The organism is Flaviflexus equikiangi, from assembly GCF_014069875.1.
GTDB classification, from domain to species: Bacteria; Actinomycetota; Actinomycetes; order Actinomycetales; family Actinomycetaceae; genus Flaviflexus; species Flaviflexus equikiangi.
Genome location: NZ_CP059676.1, coordinates 313,890 through 332,368 on the forward strand (window position 1 = coordinate 313,890; position 18,479 = coordinate 332,368).

General features: G+C 59.7%; 12 protein-coding genes and 2 pseudogenes. 7 read left to right on the forward strand and 7 right to left on the reverse strand.

Going from position 1 to position 18,479, the window contains the following annotated elements; genetic code table 11:
- Positions 1 to 36 precede the first annotated feature (36 nt).
- From H2O75_RS01470 to H2O75_RS01480, 3 genes are all read left to right on the forward strand, one after another.
- Positions 37 to 1,461 (forward strand): NAD-dependent succinate-semialdehyde dehydrogenase, encoded by a 1,425-nt coding sequence (locus tag H2O75_RS01470; protein ID WP_220462755.1) that lies wholly within the window; start codon positions 37 to 39, stop codon positions 1,459 to 1,461.
- A gap of 535 nt (positions 1,462 to 1,996) precedes the next feature.
- Positions 1,997 to 2,413 (forward strand): hypothetical protein, encoded by a 417-nt coding sequence (locus tag H2O75_RS01475; RefSeq protein WP_182172687.1) that lies wholly within the window; start codon positions 1,997 to 1,999, stop codon positions 2,411 to 2,413.
- A 117-nt stretch (positions 2,414 to 2,530) separates the two neighbouring features.
- Positions 2,531 to 4,162: a hypothetical protein gene (locus tag H2O75_RS01480; RefSeq protein WP_182172690.1), complete on the forward strand. Its 1,632-nt coding sequence runs from the start codon at positions 2,531 to 2,533 to the stop codon at positions 4,160 to 4,162.
- Positions 4,163 to 4,249: 87 nt separating this feature from the next.
- Here H2O75_RS01480 and H2O75_RS10950 read toward each other — a convergent pair whose 3' ends face one another.
- Together H2O75_RS10950 and H2O75_RS01485 are read right to left on the reverse strand one after the other, a co-directional pair.
- A complete protein-coding gene (locus H2O75_RS10950) occupies positions 4,250 to 4,483 on the reverse strand; it encodes an excalibur calcium-binding domain-containing protein (protein ID WP_220462810.1) in 234 nt (77 codons plus the stop codon).
- A gap of 24 nt (positions 4,484 to 4,507) precedes the next feature.
- A pseudogene (locus tag H2O75_RS01485) lies at positions 4,508 to 5,230 on the reverse strand (HNH endonuclease family protein); the annotation flags it as partial.
- A gap of 356 nt (positions 5,231 to 5,586) precedes the next feature.
- On the opposite strand from H2O75_RS01485, the gene H2O75_RS01490 reads away from it, so the two are divergent.
- On the forward strand, positions 5,587 to 10,881 hold the full coding sequence (locus tag H2O75_RS01490) for a PDDEXK-like endonuclease domain-containing protein (protein ID WP_182172693.1): 5,295 nt from the start codon (positions 5,587 to 5,589) through the stop codon (positions 10,879 to 10,881).
- Positions 10,882 to 10,945: 64 nt separating this feature from the next.
- On the opposite strand, the gene H2O75_RS01495 is transcribed toward H2O75_RS01490, so the two are convergent.
- Positions 10,946 to 12,973 (reverse strand): M3 family metallopeptidase, encoded by a 2,028-nt coding sequence (locus H2O75_RS01495; RefSeq protein ID WP_182172697.1) that lies wholly within the window; start codon positions 12,971 to 12,973, stop codon positions 10,946 to 10,948.
- A gap of 370 nt (positions 12,974 to 13,343) precedes the next feature.
- On the opposite strand from H2O75_RS01495, the pseudogene H2O75_RS01500 reads away from it, so the two are divergent.
- From H2O75_RS01500 to H2O75_RS01510, 3 genes and pseudogenes are all read left to right on the forward strand, one after another.
- A pseudogene (locus H2O75_RS01500) lies at positions 13,344 to 14,045 on the forward strand (type I restriction-modification system subunit M); the annotation flags it as partial.
- A gap of 140 nt (positions 14,046 to 14,185) precedes the next feature.
- Positions 14,186 to 15,382: a hypothetical protein gene (locus H2O75_RS01505; protein ID WP_182172700.1), complete on the forward strand. Its 1,197-nt coding sequence runs from the start codon at positions 14,186 to 14,188 to the stop codon at positions 15,380 to 15,382.
- Positions 15,383 to 15,487: 105 nt separating this feature from the next.
- The gene (locus H2O75_RS01510) at positions 15,488 to 16,105 is read left to right on the forward strand and encodes a hypothetical protein (protein WP_182172703.1); all 618 of its coding nucleotides are present in this window, start codon (positions 15,488 to 15,490) and stop codon (positions 16,103 to 16,105) included.
- A 207-nt stretch (positions 16,106 to 16,312) separates the two neighbouring features.
- On the opposite strand, the gene H2O75_RS01515 is transcribed toward H2O75_RS01510, so the two are convergent.
- The 4 genes from H2O75_RS01515 to H2O75_RS01530 form a co-directional block, all read right to left on the reverse strand.
- Positions 16,313 to 17,535 (reverse strand): IS3 family transposase gene (locus tag H2O75_RS01515; RefSeq protein ID WP_182172706.1). Its coding sequence is split into 2 segments (ribosomal slippage): positions 16,313 to 17,250 and positions 17,250 to 17,535, totalling 1,224 coding nucleotides; the frame shifts between segments, so codons are not numbered across the junction.
- Positions 17,508 to 17,750, reverse strand: a complete 243-nt coding sequence (locus H2O75_RS01520) for a hypothetical protein (protein ID WP_182175304.1) — start codon at positions 17,748 to 17,750, stop codon at positions 17,508 to 17,510. The genes H2O75_RS01515 and H2O75_RS01520 overlap by 28 nt, the downstream gene beginning before the upstream one ends.
- Entirely contained in the window at positions 17,710 to 18,081 is a 372-nt protein-coding gene (locus H2O75_RS01525; protein WP_182172709.1) for a head-tail adaptor protein, read from the reverse strand. The genes H2O75_RS01520 and H2O75_RS01525 overlap by 41 nt, the downstream gene beginning before the upstream one ends.
- An 18-nt stretch (positions 18,082 to 18,099) precedes the next feature.
- Positions 18,100 to 18,450, reverse strand: coding sequence for a head-tail connector protein (locus tag H2O75_RS01530; RefSeq protein WP_182174808.1), 351 nt, complete (start codon positions 18,448 to 18,450; stop codon positions 18,100 to 18,102).
- Between the last annotated feature and the right edge of the window lie 29 nt (positions 18,451 to 18,479).

Consider the following 18,479-nt stretch of genomic DNA (forward strand, 5'->3'; position numbering starts at 1 on the left):
ATTGCACCCGATACCATCTCTAGTCTTCTCGACCGGATGCCAACCAGCTCCTTCATCAACGGGGAGTTTATCGGCGGGGATCGAAACCTCGCCGTTGAGAACCCGGCAACAGGGGCCCAGATCATGACGATTGCTGGAGCCGACGCGGCCACAGCAGGAATGAAGGCTCTCGATGCTGCGTCTGCGGCCGCCGCCTCATGGGCGGCGACAACGCCACGGCATCGGTCCGATATCCTCCGCCGCGCCTACGAACTCTGTCTCGAGCGAGCAGACGATCTTGCGGTGACGATGACGATGGAGATGGGAAAGCCGCTTGCCGAAGCATACGGAGAAGTCAACTACGGGGCAGAGTTCCTCCGGTGGTTCTCCGAGGAAGCGGTCCGCTCGAGCGGCAGATTCAGGCCAGCTCCCGCAGCCGCTGGCCAGAACATCCTCGTCTATTCCCAACCCGTTGGACCGACGCTGCTGATCACGCCCTGGAACTTCCCGTTCTCGATGGGGACCCGCAAGATAGGGCCGGCGCTCGCGGCAGGGTGCACTGTTGTGCTCAAGCCTGCGAACCTCACTCCGCTCAGCTCCCTTCTCCTCATGGAGATCCTGCACGAGGCCGGTGTGCCTTCCGGAGTCGTCAACTGCGTCGTGACGGAAGACTCGGCGGCGCTCTCGAGCACGCTCATGGACGATCCCCGATTGCGCAAGATATCTTTCACGGGCTCCACGCCAGTCGGCAGGACCTTGCTCTCCCAAGCGAGCCGTAATGTTCTTCGAACATCGATGGAGCTCGGCGGCAACGCTCCATTCCTTGTCCTTGAATCCGCCGACGTCGACAAGACTGTTACCGCTGTCATGGCAGGTAAGTTCCGTAACAACGGGGAAGCCTGCACGGCGGCGAACAGGATATATGTTCACAGGAACATCGCGGAGGAGTTCACGGCAGCTTTTGTCGACAAAGTGAAAGCACTCGTCCTTGGAGATGGTCTCGACGGGGGAACAACTCTGGGTCCTCTCATCGATCAAGCGGCAGTCCAGAAGTGCCAAGATCTCGTGGATGATGCAGTGTCGAAGGGAGCTGAGGTCCTTCTCGGGGGACGGGCGCTAGAACGTGCCGGGCACTTCTTCCCCGCAACCGTGTTGACGAACGTTCCACGAGTCGCCCGAGTCAACAAAGAAGAGATCTTCGGCCCCGTTGCTCCCATCATCGTCTGTGAGACCGTCGACGACATGGTGGAAGCGGCCAACGATACCGAGTTCGGGCTCATGGCATACGTGTGCGGCCAGGATATCGACCAGGTGCGAGACGTTGTCGGCAGGATCGAATCTGGCATGGTGGCCGTCAACGTCGGAGTTGCCTCCGACCCTGCTGCGCCGTTCGGCGGGGTGAAACAGTCTGGCATCGGACGCGAGGGCTCCCACGAAGGGCTCGACGAGTATCTCGAGCTGAAGTATGTGCGGATCGGCTGACCAGAAACGACGCGGAAGGAGACTGGGCGTGACCGCGGTGAAATAAAATCGGCCAAATTCTGTCCGGACCGCCTGGCATTCTTATCTCAGGCACACATCGTGCCAAGAACTACCCCCGTTCATTCGACTCTCAGTCGAGTGTGCGGGGGTCGTGCTTTAGGTAAGGAACGGTCAACTGACTCGGCCGTGTTATCTCGAAAGGGGAGTGGGAATGAGGGGGCTGAGGGAATCGTCATGGGTATCGCGCGATGGGCATGCGGTTCTTCGACGCTGCGTGAGTCGGTCAGATATCTCTCCGACGCGGGCGCCAATGCAGTGTTGATCGACCGGCGTTGTCCTGACGGGTGACAGTCATTGTCCTATCGGAGTGAGAAGAGGACGTCCTCTCTCACTCCTCTTTTGTATCCACATGCCCATCGCTCCCGATGGGTTTCGTGCTCAGGTGAGCAGATTGTCGGTGGCACCATCCTCGGCTGCCGACACCGCCCAGCGGCGGTTGTGGCGAGGATTGTTGAACTAGCGAGAAGGAACAGTCATGAGCGAACTGTCGGAACAGCCCAACTTTGATAACGAACAATCTGCCTTCGATGACGACAGGAGCATCGAGGACTGCGTGCTGACGGAGGATGGACACTCTCTCACTCCGGAGAGGTTTCATGTTGCCCACCTCGGAGCATGGCAGCCTGTCCTCCTCTGTCGAGCTATCGGCCATTACGTGGAGTTCCTGACTCAGGATGGCTACCGGCGCTACTGGACGCATGACTCCCATGGGATGACTGCCTTCATGTCGACGTTCGAGGAGACAGAGGGCGCCCGGGCTGACTGGTCGGAATCATCCAAGATCCTCAAGGTGCAGTTCGGTCAGCATCTGATCGTCGCCGCTCTCCACGATGGTGAGATCACGCCCTGCAAATATGACTTCGCACTGTCGGAACCATCGGCCGGCGAGTAGTCCACAGCTGTGAGATGCGGGGTGGTCTGGGGACAGGTGATCAGACCACCTGCCCCCAGAACGTCCGTCGTGTAGGGTTTCTGACTTAGCCGATACGAAGGAAGTTCAGCCTTGCCGATGAAGCTCATGAGTGCCCTGCTGGTGGTGAGTCTTGTTTCCCTTGCGGCCTGTTCCGCTTCTACGGAGACAAGCTCGAGTGCTCCGGAGATAAGCTCCGATGTTCCTGAGTCCGAGGAGAGGGTAGCGGTTGCCGCTGTGCCCGATGCTGCCGTGATCTCGGGGAATGACGCGAGTGAGGTCTCTCTCGAAGCCAGTCAGCAGTTCTTCGAATCATCGCCCGGCGCAGTCGTGACGGATGAGGGGATGCAGGGCGAGGCCGCGTCCCTGGGACCCGTCTACAGCGTCCCTGTTCTCGTCGACGGAGAGGGCGTGAATGCTGAGCTCGAGAGGCTGGGCGTGCAATGGGTGATCGCAGTCGGTTCGGATGTGACTCTCGACGGCATCGACGTCGTTCCAACAGTCCCCCCTGCCGGAGGGGAACTGACAACAGGCAGTGAATCGAGCGCAGGCTCCTCGGCAGACGAACAGGCTCCTGCCTCGGAGTCGCCGCAGGATTCCGATCCTGCTGATCCACGGGTGACTGTCGTCGAGCCGCAGGGAGAGGGCCTGGATGCTCTCCTTGCACTCGATGACGGGCAGGCCTTCCTTGCTCCAGAAAGCCATGACTTCGACCATCGTCTTGACCAGGTCGATGGCGTTGTCGTTCTAACGGATGGAGCGAACCTGGCGGCTGTCGGCACTGCCCGCGCCGCCGGAGCCGACATTGTCGAATCACCTGCCGATCCGCGTGGATCTCGTGAGGCGATAGCGGCGGCAGCTTCAGCCGACACGGTTGTCGGCGTATTCGCTGGAGAGCATCCCGATGTCGAATGGCAGCTGTCGGCGGCCGCAACCGGAGTCGAGCTGCCCGGCGGCCATCAGCTCATCTTCGAGGGAAAACGTTACATTGCCATGTATGGCTCTCCCGTCACCCCGGCGCTCGGAATCCTTGGCGAACAGGACGTGGCGGGAACTATTGCGCGTGCGGAAGAGATCGCGGAACCCTATCGGGCGCTGACCGAGGACACGATTGTTCCTGCCCAGGAGATCATCGTGACCGTGGCGGCAGGGCAGGCGGGTGACGATGGGAACTACTCCAACGAGGGTCCAATCGACTGGTTCATCCCCCTAATCGAGGCAGCCGGCGAGGCAGGACAGTACGTGATCCTCGACTTCCAGCCCGGACGATCGGACTTCCTCTCCCAGATCCAGCAGTACGAAGAACTGCTCGCCTACCCTCACGTGGGTATCGCTCTCGATCCCGAGTGGCGCCTCGGCCCGGACGAGATGCCGCTCACCCGCATCGGCCACGTCGAGATCGAGGAAGTGAACGAGGTGGCGCACTACCTGGCTGACTATGTGAGGGAGAACGATCTTCCGCAGAAGATGATCATCCTTCATCAGTTCCAGCTCCAGATGATCCGCGACCGTGACCAGCTCGATCAGTCCCGTTCAGAAGTTGCCTTCCTCATCCACGCTGACGGGCAGGGAAGCCAGGGCGCGAAGAATGCGACGTGGCGTGCCCTTCACGAGAACGCGCCGGATGTGGCGTGGGGATGGAAGAACTTCCTGGACGAGGACCTCCCCATGTTGACGCCCGAGCAGACCTTCGCTGTGGAGCCCATGCCCGACTTCGTGTCCTACCAGTAGATGTCGAGTCCGATCAGGAGATAGAGACTCAGCGGGGGCCGGTCACCGGTGGGCCCTTCGCTCGCTGAGGCGTGCGGAGGCGGCGCTCTATTCGCAGGCTATTCCGTCTTTATCCCCGTCCATCCCCGTCCGGTAGCCGGGATCTCCCTCATAGAGGGGTGTCACGCCTGCGGCACGGGCTTCCGTACAGTTCGCGTAATACACATCGGTTGGGGCCACCGGTGCGGGGGCTGGAGTCGGCGCCGGCGCTGGAGTCGGCTCCGGTGTGGGAACGGGGGCAGGTGCCGTGTCCTCGTCGGCTATCGGGGCGACTGTGATCATGTCATCCCCGTCGGGTAGCGTCTGCCCGGGGCAGGTCTCGAGGATCCGGATGATGGCATCCTTCTCCGCCTGGGTCACCCAGAGCCCGTAGGTTGCTTTGACCGCGACCTGGCGTGATACGTACTCGCACCGGAACGACTTGTTGCTGGGAAGCCACGTGGCAGCATCGCCCGCACCTTTTTGGGAGTTGCTTCTTCCATCCACTGCCAGGAGATTGAGCGGATCGTTCGCAAACGTCTCCCGCAGCTCGGGCGAGAACTGCTGGGCACCTTTCTGCCACGCATCAGACAGTGCCACGACATGATCGATCTGGACCTCTGACGAGGTTGCCTGGCCGCGTTCGAAGGAGATGAGATCTCCCGTGTATGGACTGACGAGAGTCCCGGTGAGAACGACGCAGTCGTGTGTGCCTGGCTTGAATGTCGTGTCCGTGAGATCCCGGTCGAGGATGTCGTTGCGAGTATCGCAGCCGTTCCTGTCGATATCAGCCCAGCGCTGCCCGAACTGGTCCCTGTCATAGCCCGTCGTGGGGGCGCGCCCCTTCACCTCGAGGCTCTGGGCAGCCTCGATCGCGAGACTGCCCTGCGTGGGTTCGATGGTGGTCGGTTCTTCTGTCGGTTCCGGGCTGGCGGCCTCCGCCTCTTCCGTCGCCTCATCGACGACGGTCTCCATTTCGGGTTCGACAGTGGGCGCCGACGTTGTTGCGGAAGGAAGCTCGACCCCCTCATCGGCCGGGATCTCGTCCATGAAGAACGTCGGAACGACACCCACGGCAACGACTGCACCGATGACCCACCAACGTGTTTTCACTCTGTGTCCCCATTTGTTTCAAGCAGAAGAATTTGACCAACTCCAACGTACCTGTGGATAGGGGCAGATTCGTGGGTTCGAAGGCCCGCACGTCTCTCTCAGCGTTTTTGGCACATGTGGCGTCATCGCGGATCCGGATGGCCGGCGACTGGTTGCCGATGGCTGGAATTTCGTGCCGTAGCCAACGAGTAGGATTGATCCCTGTTGACGTTGAAGTGCCGACTTTGTCGATGCCGCTGTTCCCGCAGCATCACTGGCCGGACAGAGCTGTGTGGAAGGCAGGCCCAGAGCCTATGCGCGATCCGTTTGTCCCTTCGGGTGATACGACTGTTCTCGAGCAGAGCTATGGCTTGCTCCAATATCTGTCGGCGGTGGCGAGGGAAATCGGGCCCAAACCTGTCCGCGATGTCAATCAACACGACTTCACGCTCTGGCCAGATGAGGTGGGGGACCACTCTGCCATTACGATCGGGCCTGCCGGTGGTGGCCAGTGCTGGCTCGAAGTGCGCCGAGTAGCGCAGCCAGCACCTGCCACCATCCCCGACTCCCTCCGCCCCTTCCTCCGTCACGAGGATTCGCTCTCGTCGCCGCTCGTCCCGCCGGTGATCGATGAAGAGGCGCTGCGTGAGTATGTTGCGGCAGAGCTCCGTGCCCAGTTCGGAGAAGGCGGCGATGAGGATCGCTCGTCTCGCGAGCAGGCGCTGACCGAGGAAGTCACGGCCGATTTCGAAGAGTGGAGGGAGTCGTGGAACCGGTGGGCGGAAGACGTGCGCCCCGCCTATATGGCACGAGAGCTCTACTCCAGGCTCTACGATCTCCACATTCGTTCCGAGGCTGAATCGGCCACCCATGAGGTTGTCTGGGGGCACATCGTTCTCTCCTGCAGGGCGGGCGGAGAGAGGATCGTCGCACCCCTGTTCACAACCCCCGTCTCGGTCCAGATCCATCCGACAACTGGCGCCTTGCGGATCGAGCCGGAGCAGGCACTGTCAATGGAACTCGACGCTCTCGAGGGCGTCGGCTTCGTCGGACTCGACCGCCTGGTCGGGATCCAGGGCGAACTGCGGGACAATCCCCGGAACCTGTGGTCGGACACGGAACGATACGAGATCCGGCAACAGCTTGTTGCGCCTCTCGGTGTCGATGCCACCCTCGTCGATTCACCGGCACGCATCGAACCTGAATCATTCCCGCGGATCAATGACGGATGGGTACTGTTCAAGCGCAAGCGTGCACTGCGGCAGGAACGGTTCTACGACGAGCTGGCCCAGAAGATCCAGAAGGAATCCTTCGTGCCCGAGGCACTGGCCTCAGTCGTGTCCGATGAGGAGAGCGTCGATCGGACGCTCGAGGCCCTCGGGTTCGATGTTCGGCGCGACGATGGGACGGCAGAGCGCCTTCTCATGCCGCTGCCGGCGAACCAGGAGCAGGAGCGCATCGCCCGCCAACTTGCACATTCTCGCGGAGTCACGGTCCAGGGACCCCCTGGCACCGGCAAATCCCATACGATCGTCAACCTCGTGTCCCATCTTGTCGCGCAGGGCAAGCGCGTTCTCGTCACGGCGGAGAATGAGCAGGCGCTGTCCGTGCTCCGCGACAAGATCCCCGAAGAGCTGAGGGACCTCTCCATCGCCGTTCTCGGCTCAACCCCGGCTGCGATGGAGGATCTTCGCAGTGCGGTCCAGTCGATGCAGGACTCCCTCTCGTCCCTTGACGAGAGGCGCGAGACTCGCCGTATCGATGAACTCGCCGGACACGTCGACGCCTTGCGTGAAACCCTCCAGAGAATCGATGCGGATCTCGTCGAGGCACTGCTCAGCGAACAGCGGGTATATTCGTTGCCGGGCGGCCCGAAGAGAGCACGCAAAGTCGCATCCTGGCTCTCGGCGAACCGCGACAAGACCGTGATCGCCGATCCTGTCCCGTCCGATGCTGGGCCGTTCCCGCTGTCGATGGACGAGTTCGCGGACTTCATTGCCGCGGTGGAGTCGATCTCGTCGGACGATACTGAGGCGTCCGTCAAGATCCTGCCCGAGGGTGAATGGCTTCCTTCGAGCGAGGAGCTGGCCCAAAGCTTGGCACGCCAGAGCGACCTCGCATCGAAAGTCACCGCCCTCGAGGAGAACGGTCTTCGGGTCGAGGCTCTCGACGATCTGAGCCTAGACGCCGTGCGGCAGCTTCTGTCGGAAGTGCGAACATACTCCGACATGCTTCGAGACCTGTCGGGCGCGTGGGAAGAGCGCTTCGCGCAGGCGATACGGGAGTCTCATGCGGCGGTTTCCTGGGTTCTGGAGAACAACAGCGCCGTGCTGGAGAAGCTCGGGGCTGTCGATACGTGGGCGAAGTCGCTGGCAGGCCGCGAGGTGACTGTCCCGGCGGGAAATCCTGCCATGCACCTGCAGCTGCTGGGGCAGTGGCAGGAGCGTCTCGCCATCGGGAAGAAGATTCCTCTCTTCGGTGCGAAAGACTTGAAGGAGTTCGCCGCTCACGTCCATGTTGACGGATATCCCGTGACGACGGTCGAACAGCTCGATCTCGTGCGGGCAAAGATCCATGTCGATTCCCTGCTTCGCGAGACGAGAGTCCTCATGGAACAGGCCTATTCACAGCTCGCCATTCCTGTCCCGGATCTTGATGCGAGCTTCCGCTTCCATGCCGAGAACGCGGCGCAGCGGATCATTCGCATCGCCGCGCTGTGGCGCGAGGACTACGTGGCGATGACCGAGAAGCTGTCGCCGTTGGTGACACTCCACGATCCGGCGAAGGATTCGGAGACGCTCGGACGCGTCGCCGACCTGCTGACCGGTGCGGCCGCTCGCCTGGAAGAGCGGGAACTGGATGCGGAACTAGCCGCACTCAAGGCTCGAGTACGCGGAGCCGCCCTCGAGGCGGATGCGTCTCCTCTCTGGCACAAGCTCTCCGCAGCCCTCGACATGGGACGCGTCGATCAGTGGGCTGAAGCCCTCGAGGAGACTCAGCGTCTGCTCGGAATCCGCTCACGCGTGCTTTCCATCCAGGACTGTCGGGAACGAATCTCGAAGGCCGGTGCACCCCTGTGGGCGGCCGCCATTGTCCAATCCGGTGCCAGCTCCCACATTGTCGGCGAACCGGCGGATGTCGGGCTGGCGTGGGAGCTTGCGAAGGCGCGCACGTGGTTGACAGAACTCCATGGCCTGTTCGATGTCGACTCGCTCATGAAGAAGTCCCACGAAGCCTCGCGCGATCTCCAATCGTCCATCGTCGAGCTCGCAAACAGGTCTGCCCGTGTCGCGCTCAAGAACAACATGAAGGATGTTCAGCGGCGTGCGTTGGAAACCTGGATGACGGCCGTGAAGAAGGTCGGGAAGGGCACGGGGAAGAACGCGGCACGATACCAAGCCGCGGCCCGTGAGGCGCTCCCGGAAGCCATGGGAGCGGTGCCGATCTGGATCATGCCGATCTATCGAGTGATGGAGAACTTCGACCCGCGAGTCTCGGAGCTCTTCGACGTTGTCGTCGTCGATGAATCATCCCAGGCTGATCTTCTGACACTCGGAGTCTTGGCACTCGGGAAGAAGGCTGTTGTCGTCGGCGACGATAAGCAGACCACCCCGGAAAGGGTGGGCACGAAGGTTGACCGGATCGCGTCCCTCCAAGACCTTCACCTCAAGGACCTGCGCTCCACCGAGGCGAAGCTGTTGACCCTCGACGAATCGCTCTACTCGATCTCCAGCAGAGCCTTTCCCTCCACGATCGCTTTGAAAGAGCACTTCCGCTGCGTGCCGGAGATCATCAACTTCTCCAACCGGTACTACAACCATGGTGTCCTGCCGCTGCGAGAAGTGGGTGTCCCCGAAATCGGAGAACCCCTCCGGGCCGTCAAGGTCGAGGGCGCGATCTCCGAACTGAATGGCAGTAGCCGCATCAATCGTGATGAGGCGAAAGCCGTCGCTCATCGCATCGCCGAATGCGTGAAGGATCCGGCCTACGACGGCCTCACCTTCGGTGTGGTGACGATGATGAGCGGGCGTCAATCGGACGTTCTGCAGAGCTTGATCCGAGATGCTATCGGAGATGAAGAGTTCGAGAAGCGCCGCCTGAGGGTCGGCAATCCGCCCCTGTTCCAGGGCGATGAGCGCAACGTCATGTTTATCTCGATGGTCGCCCACGACAACTCGTTTGCGGCGACGACCCAGCGTTATTCGCAGTGGGTCAATGTTGCGGCCTCGCGTGCTCAGGATCAGCTGTGGGTGTTCTACAGCATGGACCCGGCCACACTCAATCATCACGATGAGCGGAGGGCGCTGATCGAATACGTGCAGGGCCACTCGAAGAGGGAAGATCGCAAAGAACTTTTCGAGTTGACGGAATCGAAGTTCGAGGGCGACATCCTCGTCGATCTCTTGAGCCGCGGACTTACCGTCCAACCGCAGCACAAGGTCGGCAGCTACCGGATCGATTTCGTTGTCGAACTCAGCAGGGGCAACCGCCTGGCGATCGAGTGCGACGGGGACGCGTTCCACGGCCCAGACAGGTGGGATGATGACGTACGCCGGCAGCGCGTACTCGAACGCCTGGGCTGGACCTTCTGGAGAATCCGTGCCTCGGAATACTATCTCGACCGGGAGAAGAGCCTCGTTCCCCTGTGGGAGCTCCTGGACGAGATGAAGGAGCGTGCAGAACAGGCCGAAGCGATCAATCGAGCCCGGCAGCAGGCACGGGAGCAGGCTCAGCTGGCCGCCCTGCGGGCCGAGTTGGCTGAGGGCGTCCGCGTGCCTGACGAGAGCGCAGAGTCCAGCGACGAGGACATTGTCGCAATGCCAGAGGATGAGAATGGGCTGATAAGCACGTCTCCTGAGGCGCCTCCAGTGTCGGACGATCATCGCCAACAGCATGGCGCTTGGGAGAGAGCTGGAGAGCTCTCAGACCAGGTGTTCGGCTCAATGCTTATTGCACCGAACAGTGTGCCGACACCGACACCGTCCGAGGCGGCAGGTAACGCGAAACCGCATGAGGCTCAGGATGCTATCAAAGCGACCGAGGAGATTCCGGCCTCGACCACACGGGACGATATCTCAGCCGAGCTTGATGAAGAGAGCCCCCGCTCGGTTGTGAGCAGCGATGATTCGACGACCACTTCTTCTCTAGAGAATCAGGCTTCGAAGTCGAAGGAGGACGAGGAGCCGAAAGAGACTCGATCATCTCGCAGAGCCTTGCGGGTGACGCGCCGACCAGGCATCCCTCCCCAGACGATTCCCCGTGTCAGTGAAGCGTTCGATACGGAGCAGAGTGGCAACGCGGGTTCGCACAGCGCGGTCTTCACGACAGTCGAATCGCTGGACGCTAGAGAAATCGACAGGATTTGCCTGCGCGGCGAACCATACCATCTCGACCTGGGCGGCGAGATCATCGATGGTGCATCAGGGCGCACATTGTCTGAGGTGATCGGGGAGAGACGAGCGAGCGAAGTCAGCAAGGTGATGAGGGAGGTCCGACACTTCGGCGGACGTTTCAGAGTCGATGACAAGCTGCGCCTGGTGACAACACACAACAGGAGACCCGTCTATCTCGGAACCCTCCATCCAGATTATTGGTTCCCGAAAACCTGATCTTCAGTGAGTGGGGGCGCTGACCATGCCAGTCAGCGCCCCCACTCTATTCCGCTCTTCCGTATTAGAGCCCGCGTCGTTCGAGGAGAGCCTCAGCGCGAGGCTCCCGACCGCGCACAGCAACAAAAGATTCCATCGGGTTGCGGGAGGAACCGCGTGACAGAAGCTCGTGGCGCAGCGTGTTGCCCGCTTCGCGGTTCAGGCCACCATCACCATCTTTCGAGCCGTCGGAAGCGAACCACTGCTCGATATCGGCCACGAGAACTTCGGCCCACATGTAGGCGTAATAGCCAGCATCGTAGCCGCCCCCGAAGGTGTGCTTGAAGTAGGCGGTGCGGTAACGGGGCGGAACCAGCTCGTGAAACACGCCCAAGTCAGTGAGTGCCTTCTTCTCGAACTCCTCAATGTCATGTGATGAGGGGACATCGACCGCGCTGATCCGGTGCCATGCCTGGTCGAGGAGGGCAGAGGCAACGAACTCTGTCGTCGCGAAACCCTGCCCGAAGGTCTTCGAGGCCGAGAGCTTGGCTGCAAGATCGGCAGGCAGCGGATCTCCGGTCTCGACGTGCACGGCATAGTTCGCAAGAACAGCCGGATGGTAGGCCCACATTTCGTTGAGCTGGCTCGGAAGCTCCACGAAGTCCCGGGGAACCGACGTGCCGGAGGTGGACACGTAGTACGTATCGGAAAGCAGGCCATGAAGGGCGTGCCCGAACTCGTGGAACACGGTCTCGACCTGATCCCACGTGAGGAGCAGCTCCTGGCCGGCAAGGGGCTCAGGGAAGTTCGAGTTGTTCATGATGACAGGCTTCGTGCCAGCTCGGCGAGACTGGTTCACGATGGGATTCATCCAGGCACCGCCGGACTTGCCGGGCCTGGCATAGAAGTCAGACTGGAACAGGCCGATCGGCTCCCCAGATTCGTCGAAGACCTCCCAGGTCTGAACCGACTCGATGTAGCCGGGGATATCGGTGCGGGGGACAAAGCTGATCCCGAAGAGCTTCTCTGCCGCGAAGAAAATACCCTTCTCGACAACATTGGACAGTGCCAGATATGGCTTGAGAGCAGCATCGTCGACAGCGACCTGCCCGCGAATCTGCTCCTGGTAATACGTCCAGTCCCCGGCCTGCAAACCAGCCCCCGCTTCGTCACCCTCGGCGAGAGCGAGAAGGCCCGTGCGCTCGCGGTCAACGGCCTGGATGGCCTGCGTGGCGACAGAGGTGAGGAGATCAATAATGTTCTGCGAGTCAGATGCCATCCCGCGCTGGGCAACGACATGTGCGTGGTGGGGCTGACCGAGGAGCGCTGCGCGCTCCGCCCGAAGACGGGCGATATCGACAACGAGCTGGCGAGTATCCGACGATTCGTGTGCACCAAGACCACGACTTGTCGATGCGTCGAGGAGTGCGCGCCGCGTCTGCGGATTCGTCAGTTCGACCTGGAGGGGCTGATTCGTGAAGTTGAGCAGTGGCAGAAGATAGGAGCCATCCTCCTGGCGGAAGCTGTCGATCTGCTCATCGCTGAGACCGGCAAGATCTTCTCGCTTCTCAACCCTCAGGGAGTTGTCGCTCATGGCCTTCGTGGCGCGCTGGCTGAACAGAATCTCCAGCTTCGACAGCTGGGAGTCGATCTCCTTGATCTTCTCCTGCTCACTCTCAGGCAGGTCAATGCCCTCGAGGCGGAACTTCTTGAGCGTATCGGTCACGAAGTAGATCGTTTCTTCGTCAGCATCTGTGAGATCGACAGCGTTGAAGCGCTCGAACATGCGGCGATCCAACCAGAAAGCAGAGGTGTGCGCCGCAAGCTCCGGGCCAAGCTCCGCCTGGATCGCTTCCAGCTCGGGACCTCCGATGGAGGAGAACAGGGTGAATGCGGGGATCAGAGCGCGGTTCACACCATCGTTCGACTCGTCGTAGGCAACAACAGTGTTCTCGACAGTCGCAGGCTCAGGATTCGTTGCGATGCGCTCCCAGGCGCGGCGCTGTTCTGCCATCGCCTCACGCGCGGCTGGCAGGATGTGATCCGGAGCAATCGCGCCCCAATCGGGCACACCATAGGGAAGGGTGGACGGGGTGATCAAAGGATTCGTCATACCCTCGATGCTAAGCGAGGAAGGGGAGTGAGGAGGAATGGTGGCAGCAGTTTCCTTGATTCACGGCAGTCCTTGTGGCTAAACGTTTGACTCCCCATGGATGCAAGCAACTGGTGGGTTTAAGGAAGTGATCTCGTTGGCCAAGTTCCACGTTGAAATGTCCGTAAAGATCTATCGATCGATGCGAGGTATAACCTGCGACATTTTTTAGTCCGCATGGGTGGGATACTTGTTGTGGAGTCATTGAAGATTCTCTGTGGTTTTCCTTTTTTTGGGGATCGCTGGTGTGTCTTTGCTGATGTCGTAGTGTCATGTTGAGATGTGCCTGCTCGGTTTGAGTGGGTTGTGGAGCGCGCTGTCGGCGCGGGAGATGAGATGTATTTTGGTGCCTACAACGCGTGAGGCTCAGCGTGCTGAGTTACACAAGTCAATTTGGCGAATTGCGGACGAGCTGCGTGGTTCGGTTGATGGCTGGGACTTTAAGTCCTATGTGCTCGGGACACTGTTTTATCGTTTCGTGTCCGAGAATCTGACGTCTTATGTCAACGATTGGGAGCATCGTTCGGGGAACACCGATTTCGATTACGCCCATCTCAGTGATGAGGATGCTGAAGCGGTTCGTGATGATCTGGTGGCAGAGAAGGGCTTCTTCCTTGCCCCGTCGCAACTCTTTGACAACGTCCGAGCAGGTGCCGACAAGGATGAGAACCTGAACGAGACACTCCAACGAGTCTTCCGCAGTATCGAGGGATCTGCTGTCGGCACCCAGAGCGAGAACGACCTGAAAGGTTTGTTCGACGATTACGACGTCAACAGTTCAAAGCTTGGCCCCACGGTTGCCACACGTAATCAGAACCTGGTCAAGTTGTTGAAAGCGATTGGTGAACTCCCTCTTGGTGACTTCCAAGACAACGCGATCGACTTGTTCGGTGATGCATACGAGTACCTCATGACCATGTATGCCTCCACGGCAGGTAAGTCGGGCGGTGAGTTCTTCACCCCTCAAGAAGTGTCGGAGCTTTTGGCCCGAATCACCGTGATTGGGAAGACCTCGGTCAACAAGGTTTATGAAACTTCCCGAGCAGAATGGATACAAATTCGCGGCGGCTACGCGCTCGCCGCTTGAGTGGTGCAAACTTGAAGTGGTTGGTGCACAGACTATTCCCGGAGCATTGAGCAAAGTGCACGGACGTTCAGGAGGGAGGACTCGCAATGAGTGATGAAGTCGAAATTGTCAGCGATGGCGAAGGAGCGCTCGTGGTCGGCTCAAACAAAGCCGTGCGGCGTTTCCTGAAGCAGCATGGTCTTGCGAAGGTCGCCGACAGCTTCGATCTTGAGCGGCTACGCAAAACGCTTGGCGTCAGTTCAGATTTGCTCGATAGCGTTTCAACTATTGCGGAACAGTCCGCAATGTACCTGAAGCTTACGCCTGAGTCGGCACAACGCTTGAAAGACGCAGGCGGTCTGATGTCAACGAAGACCAAGGGAATCAGTCATGCGATGCTCGGTAAGACGGGCGACAGTTCGATGAAGTGGCTGCAAGTTGACACGAAAGCTTCGTCGCTAGTCACCAACCCTGCGGTACTAGCCGGTGTCGGTGGCCTCATGAGCCAGGCTGCGCAGCAAGCTGAAGCGCAGGAGTTTCGAGAGTTTCTCGTCAGGATCGAGGGCAAGCTCGACGACGTTCGTATAGGTCAGAGGAACGCAATTTTTGCTCGGATGCATACAGCAGCGGGTCAGATCGAAGACGCACAGACGTTGCGTGAAAATGGTGGAGATCCTCGGACTCTTTGGGACAAAGTTCAAGGAGCACACGCGGCCATCATTAACGTGCAGGAAGAAACGTTGCTCGCTTTAGGGTTACTCGCTGACAAAGCTCAGTCGGACGATAAACCAGGCGCGATCAAGAGAGCGACTGGCGAGATCGAGCAAGAAGTTGTGATGCACCTAGCTGTTCTTGCTAGGTGCTTTGAACTTGAAGATCAGTTTCGAATCATCGAACTGGATCATGTCATGGCAACTGCCCCTGACTACTTGGAAGGTCACCGGCAAGGTGTGACCGAGAACCGAGATAAGAGACGTGGCGCTGTTCTAGGGAAAACTCAGGCGCTGATGCAGCGGTTGGATCGCTATGGAGCCATTGCGAATGAGAACATCCTTCTCCATTCCAGGGCAGCACGAGCCATAGTGAAATCGTTGAACGCCACTGCAGAGAGCATTGAGAGCTTTCACCAGCCGCTCGGAGTAGCCATTGCCAGAGAAGACATCAGTGCGCTCCCTTGGCGGGAAGCATGGCGAGATCCCGAGCAGCGGAAGACTGCTGGGAAAGAAGCAGGGCAAAAGGCTTTGGGATACGGAACCGCAGCTGCCGGATTGGGGCTAGTGATAGTCAAGCGCCTACGTAAATGAAACCAAGTGACGTGCTCAAGCTCTTGCGCTTCCGTTACCGGATGGCTACGCGCTTGCAGCGTGAGTCGTGCAAACGAGGGATGATTGGTGCAGGGAGGTTCGGTAGTGGTCGACTGGGGTTCATTGGTCGCCGGATTCGGGTTTAGGTTTCGAAGCCTGGTCAACCTGTTGATCTCTGGCTACCTGCTCGCGGTTGTTCTGTCCTTATTTGGGATAGGGAGCCATGGCTTCACGAACTTGGGCGAAGCCGCAGGTTTCGTCGGGCTGACGGAACTCAGAACTTGGGTGGTCGATGCTTACGCCGCTCTCGGTGGTGGAGACGCGCCTGCTCCCTTGATTATCGTTCTGAGCGTTTGGCTGCTGCTTACGTGCCTCGTTCTGGGCGGCGGATACAAAGATGGTTCGCCCTCAAACCTCATGCCGAACAGCGCGCTGGCCTCCGCCACGACCTGGGCCCTCTGGGTTGATTTTGTTACTCCTGGATCAGTTCTCAACTGGGCATTCTGGGCGATTTTGGCCACCCTCGTATGGATTTCGTGGTCGAACACACACTTCACGACAACGGACGGGCTAGACGTCCCTCTGCTTGCCCTGTGCGGGATCCTAACCTCATTCGTGTACGCAGTGATCGCTCCACCACTCTGGCTTGCAGGTGCCGACAACGAGCGCTCATCTGACACTCAGTTTGAGAGGGGCTTCAACGCTGGTCAACGTAGCAGTTGATCGGTTGGTCGTTCCATCCCTGAACGTGAATGTGATGGTGCCGTCGGTGTCCACTTCGGCGTGGTCGGTGAGTGTGTGCCAGAGGTAGGGCGTGAACTCGATTGCGTGTGCGTCTAGCTCGGAGACGTTGAGTTTGTAGTGCTCGTAGGCGTTGAGTCTGTTCTGCTGAACTGATTCGGCCTGGGTTTAGTTCCGGCCGTTTTTCTGTCACCGGACTGGTGTCAGGCGGGATTCTTGTTCAGTGTAGTAGGCGGTCTCGACCTCGAGCGGGCTGCGGTAGCCAAGTTCACCGTGGAGGCGTTTGTTGTTCCACCACCACACGTATTCCAGGGTTGCCAGCTCAACTTCTTCCACGGTCTTCCACGGCCCGCGCTGACGAATCAGTTCGGCCTTGTAGAGAGCATTAACCGATTCAGCCATCGCGTTGTCAAAACTATCGCCGACGGTCCCGGTAGAGGGCTTGGCGCCGAGTTCATTGACCCTGCTGGTGTAGACCAGGGACATGTAGTTCGAGCCGTGATCGCTATGATGGATCACTCCATCAAGGTCACCGTCGTTTTGCCAGGCAGCCATCTCCAAAGCTTGCAGTGGCAGCACGTCAGCTTTCAATGTCGAGGCAACATTCCAGCCGGCGATACGACGAGCGAAGACGTCGATGATGAAAGAGACGTAGGCGAACCCGGACCAGGTGGCGACATAGGTGATGTCGCAGACCCACAATTGGTTAGGTCGGTCAGCAACAAACCGGCGCTCCACCAGGTCCCCGGGCAGCGCTAAGCCGGAATCAGGGATCGTGGTGAAAGCCTTCTTCGACCTGCGAACACCTTCAACGTCGGCGAGTTTCATGAGCCTGTGAGTCTGATCGCGGCCGATGTCCCAGCCCTGTCGTTTCAGGAGCGCATGCATCTTGCGGCGTCCGTAGACGCTGTAATGCTCTTCGTGCAGGCGCTGGATCTCTGGAATCAGCAGCTCGTCTTTCAGCTGACGGGCTGACGGGGGCCGGCTCTTCGCGGCACGGTATCCACGGGAGGTGATAAATCCACGGACTGCCCCACGAAGCGTGGCGCAGAGGAACTCAACTCCGAAACGATCACGATAAGTATCGATGAAAGCGATCATTTCGTCCGTGGCCGGTCGAGTTCCTTCGCGAAAAATATACTCGCAGCTTTAAGCACCTCGTTAGCCTTGCGCAGCTCAGCGTTCTCACGCTCCAGTCGTTTATTCTCTGCGGCTAAGTCGGTCGTCACGCCGGGCCTTTTACCTTGGTCGACTTCGGCCTGCCGGTGCCAGGTTCGCAGGGCCTCTGCGCCTACCCCGAGCAGGTCCGCGACATGACGGACCGCGGCTGTGCGAGTGGGGTGATCGGGAAGAGCCTCGGAAACCATCCGCACCGCACGCTGCTTCAGTTCGGGGTCATACTTTCTGGGCATAGTGTTCCTATTCTGCTATAAAACTCGGAACTAAACCCAGGCCGAATCAGCTTGGTGCCGCTCCCGATTGCGCCCGCAAGGTTCGCGCGCATGCGAGGTTCGACGATGGCTGCACCTGCGGTGAGAGCATCTTTGGCGAACTGCCCAAGCTGGGTGTCGGCTGCGTTCAAGGCGTCAAGGAAAGTTGTCGGCAGGTTGATTGTTGCCTTGGCCATGTGTTTCTCCTTCCGGGGCGTGGTGGTGAGCGAGTATCTCGATGTAGCGGTCGTGGAGCACTTCGAGGGAGTCGATGACGAACCTGCCCAGATGGCAGTTGATCTCCATCGCAGTGGTTATTTCGGTGCCGGGGATAATGCGGATTCGAAAAAGTGCGGTGGCTTTCGTATAGGCTGCGCGGTTCACCCACGCGGCAGTTGCGTGCCGCAGCTCGATAGAGGCACGAGGTGCGGCGATGACGCGGTCGGTGCCCTGCTCGAACCCGGCATCATCCGTCGTCATCTCGGGCAGCACAATCTGCACCCTGTGGCGGAGGTTCCCAAACGACATTTAGCACCTCCCAGAGGGTCAGATTTTCCAGTTGCGATCCAGGATCAGCAGCCGATGGATGGATTCCCACACGGCACGCGCGGCGTCGGGTTTGTCGTTCCACACCCCACCGGTTGACCCGTCACGTGACTCATACAGGTGTGAGGCCAGCATCACCACGCCCTGCCTGTTCGAAGCTGACATCGGCGCGATGTCGTAGTGCCCGTCGGGCAGGTGTTGATAGGAACACGCGTAGGAGGTGGCAGCGCGGATCAACTCGGCGAGGAGGGCGTCGTCTTCGTGGTGCTCGAGAATCAGATTCACTCTGAGCTGTTCGACCAAATCCACGTCGCTGCTACCCGCACTCTCGTTTAGTTCGTCACCGGCCATCGCTGCCACCTCCTTCGATGTGCACGTGG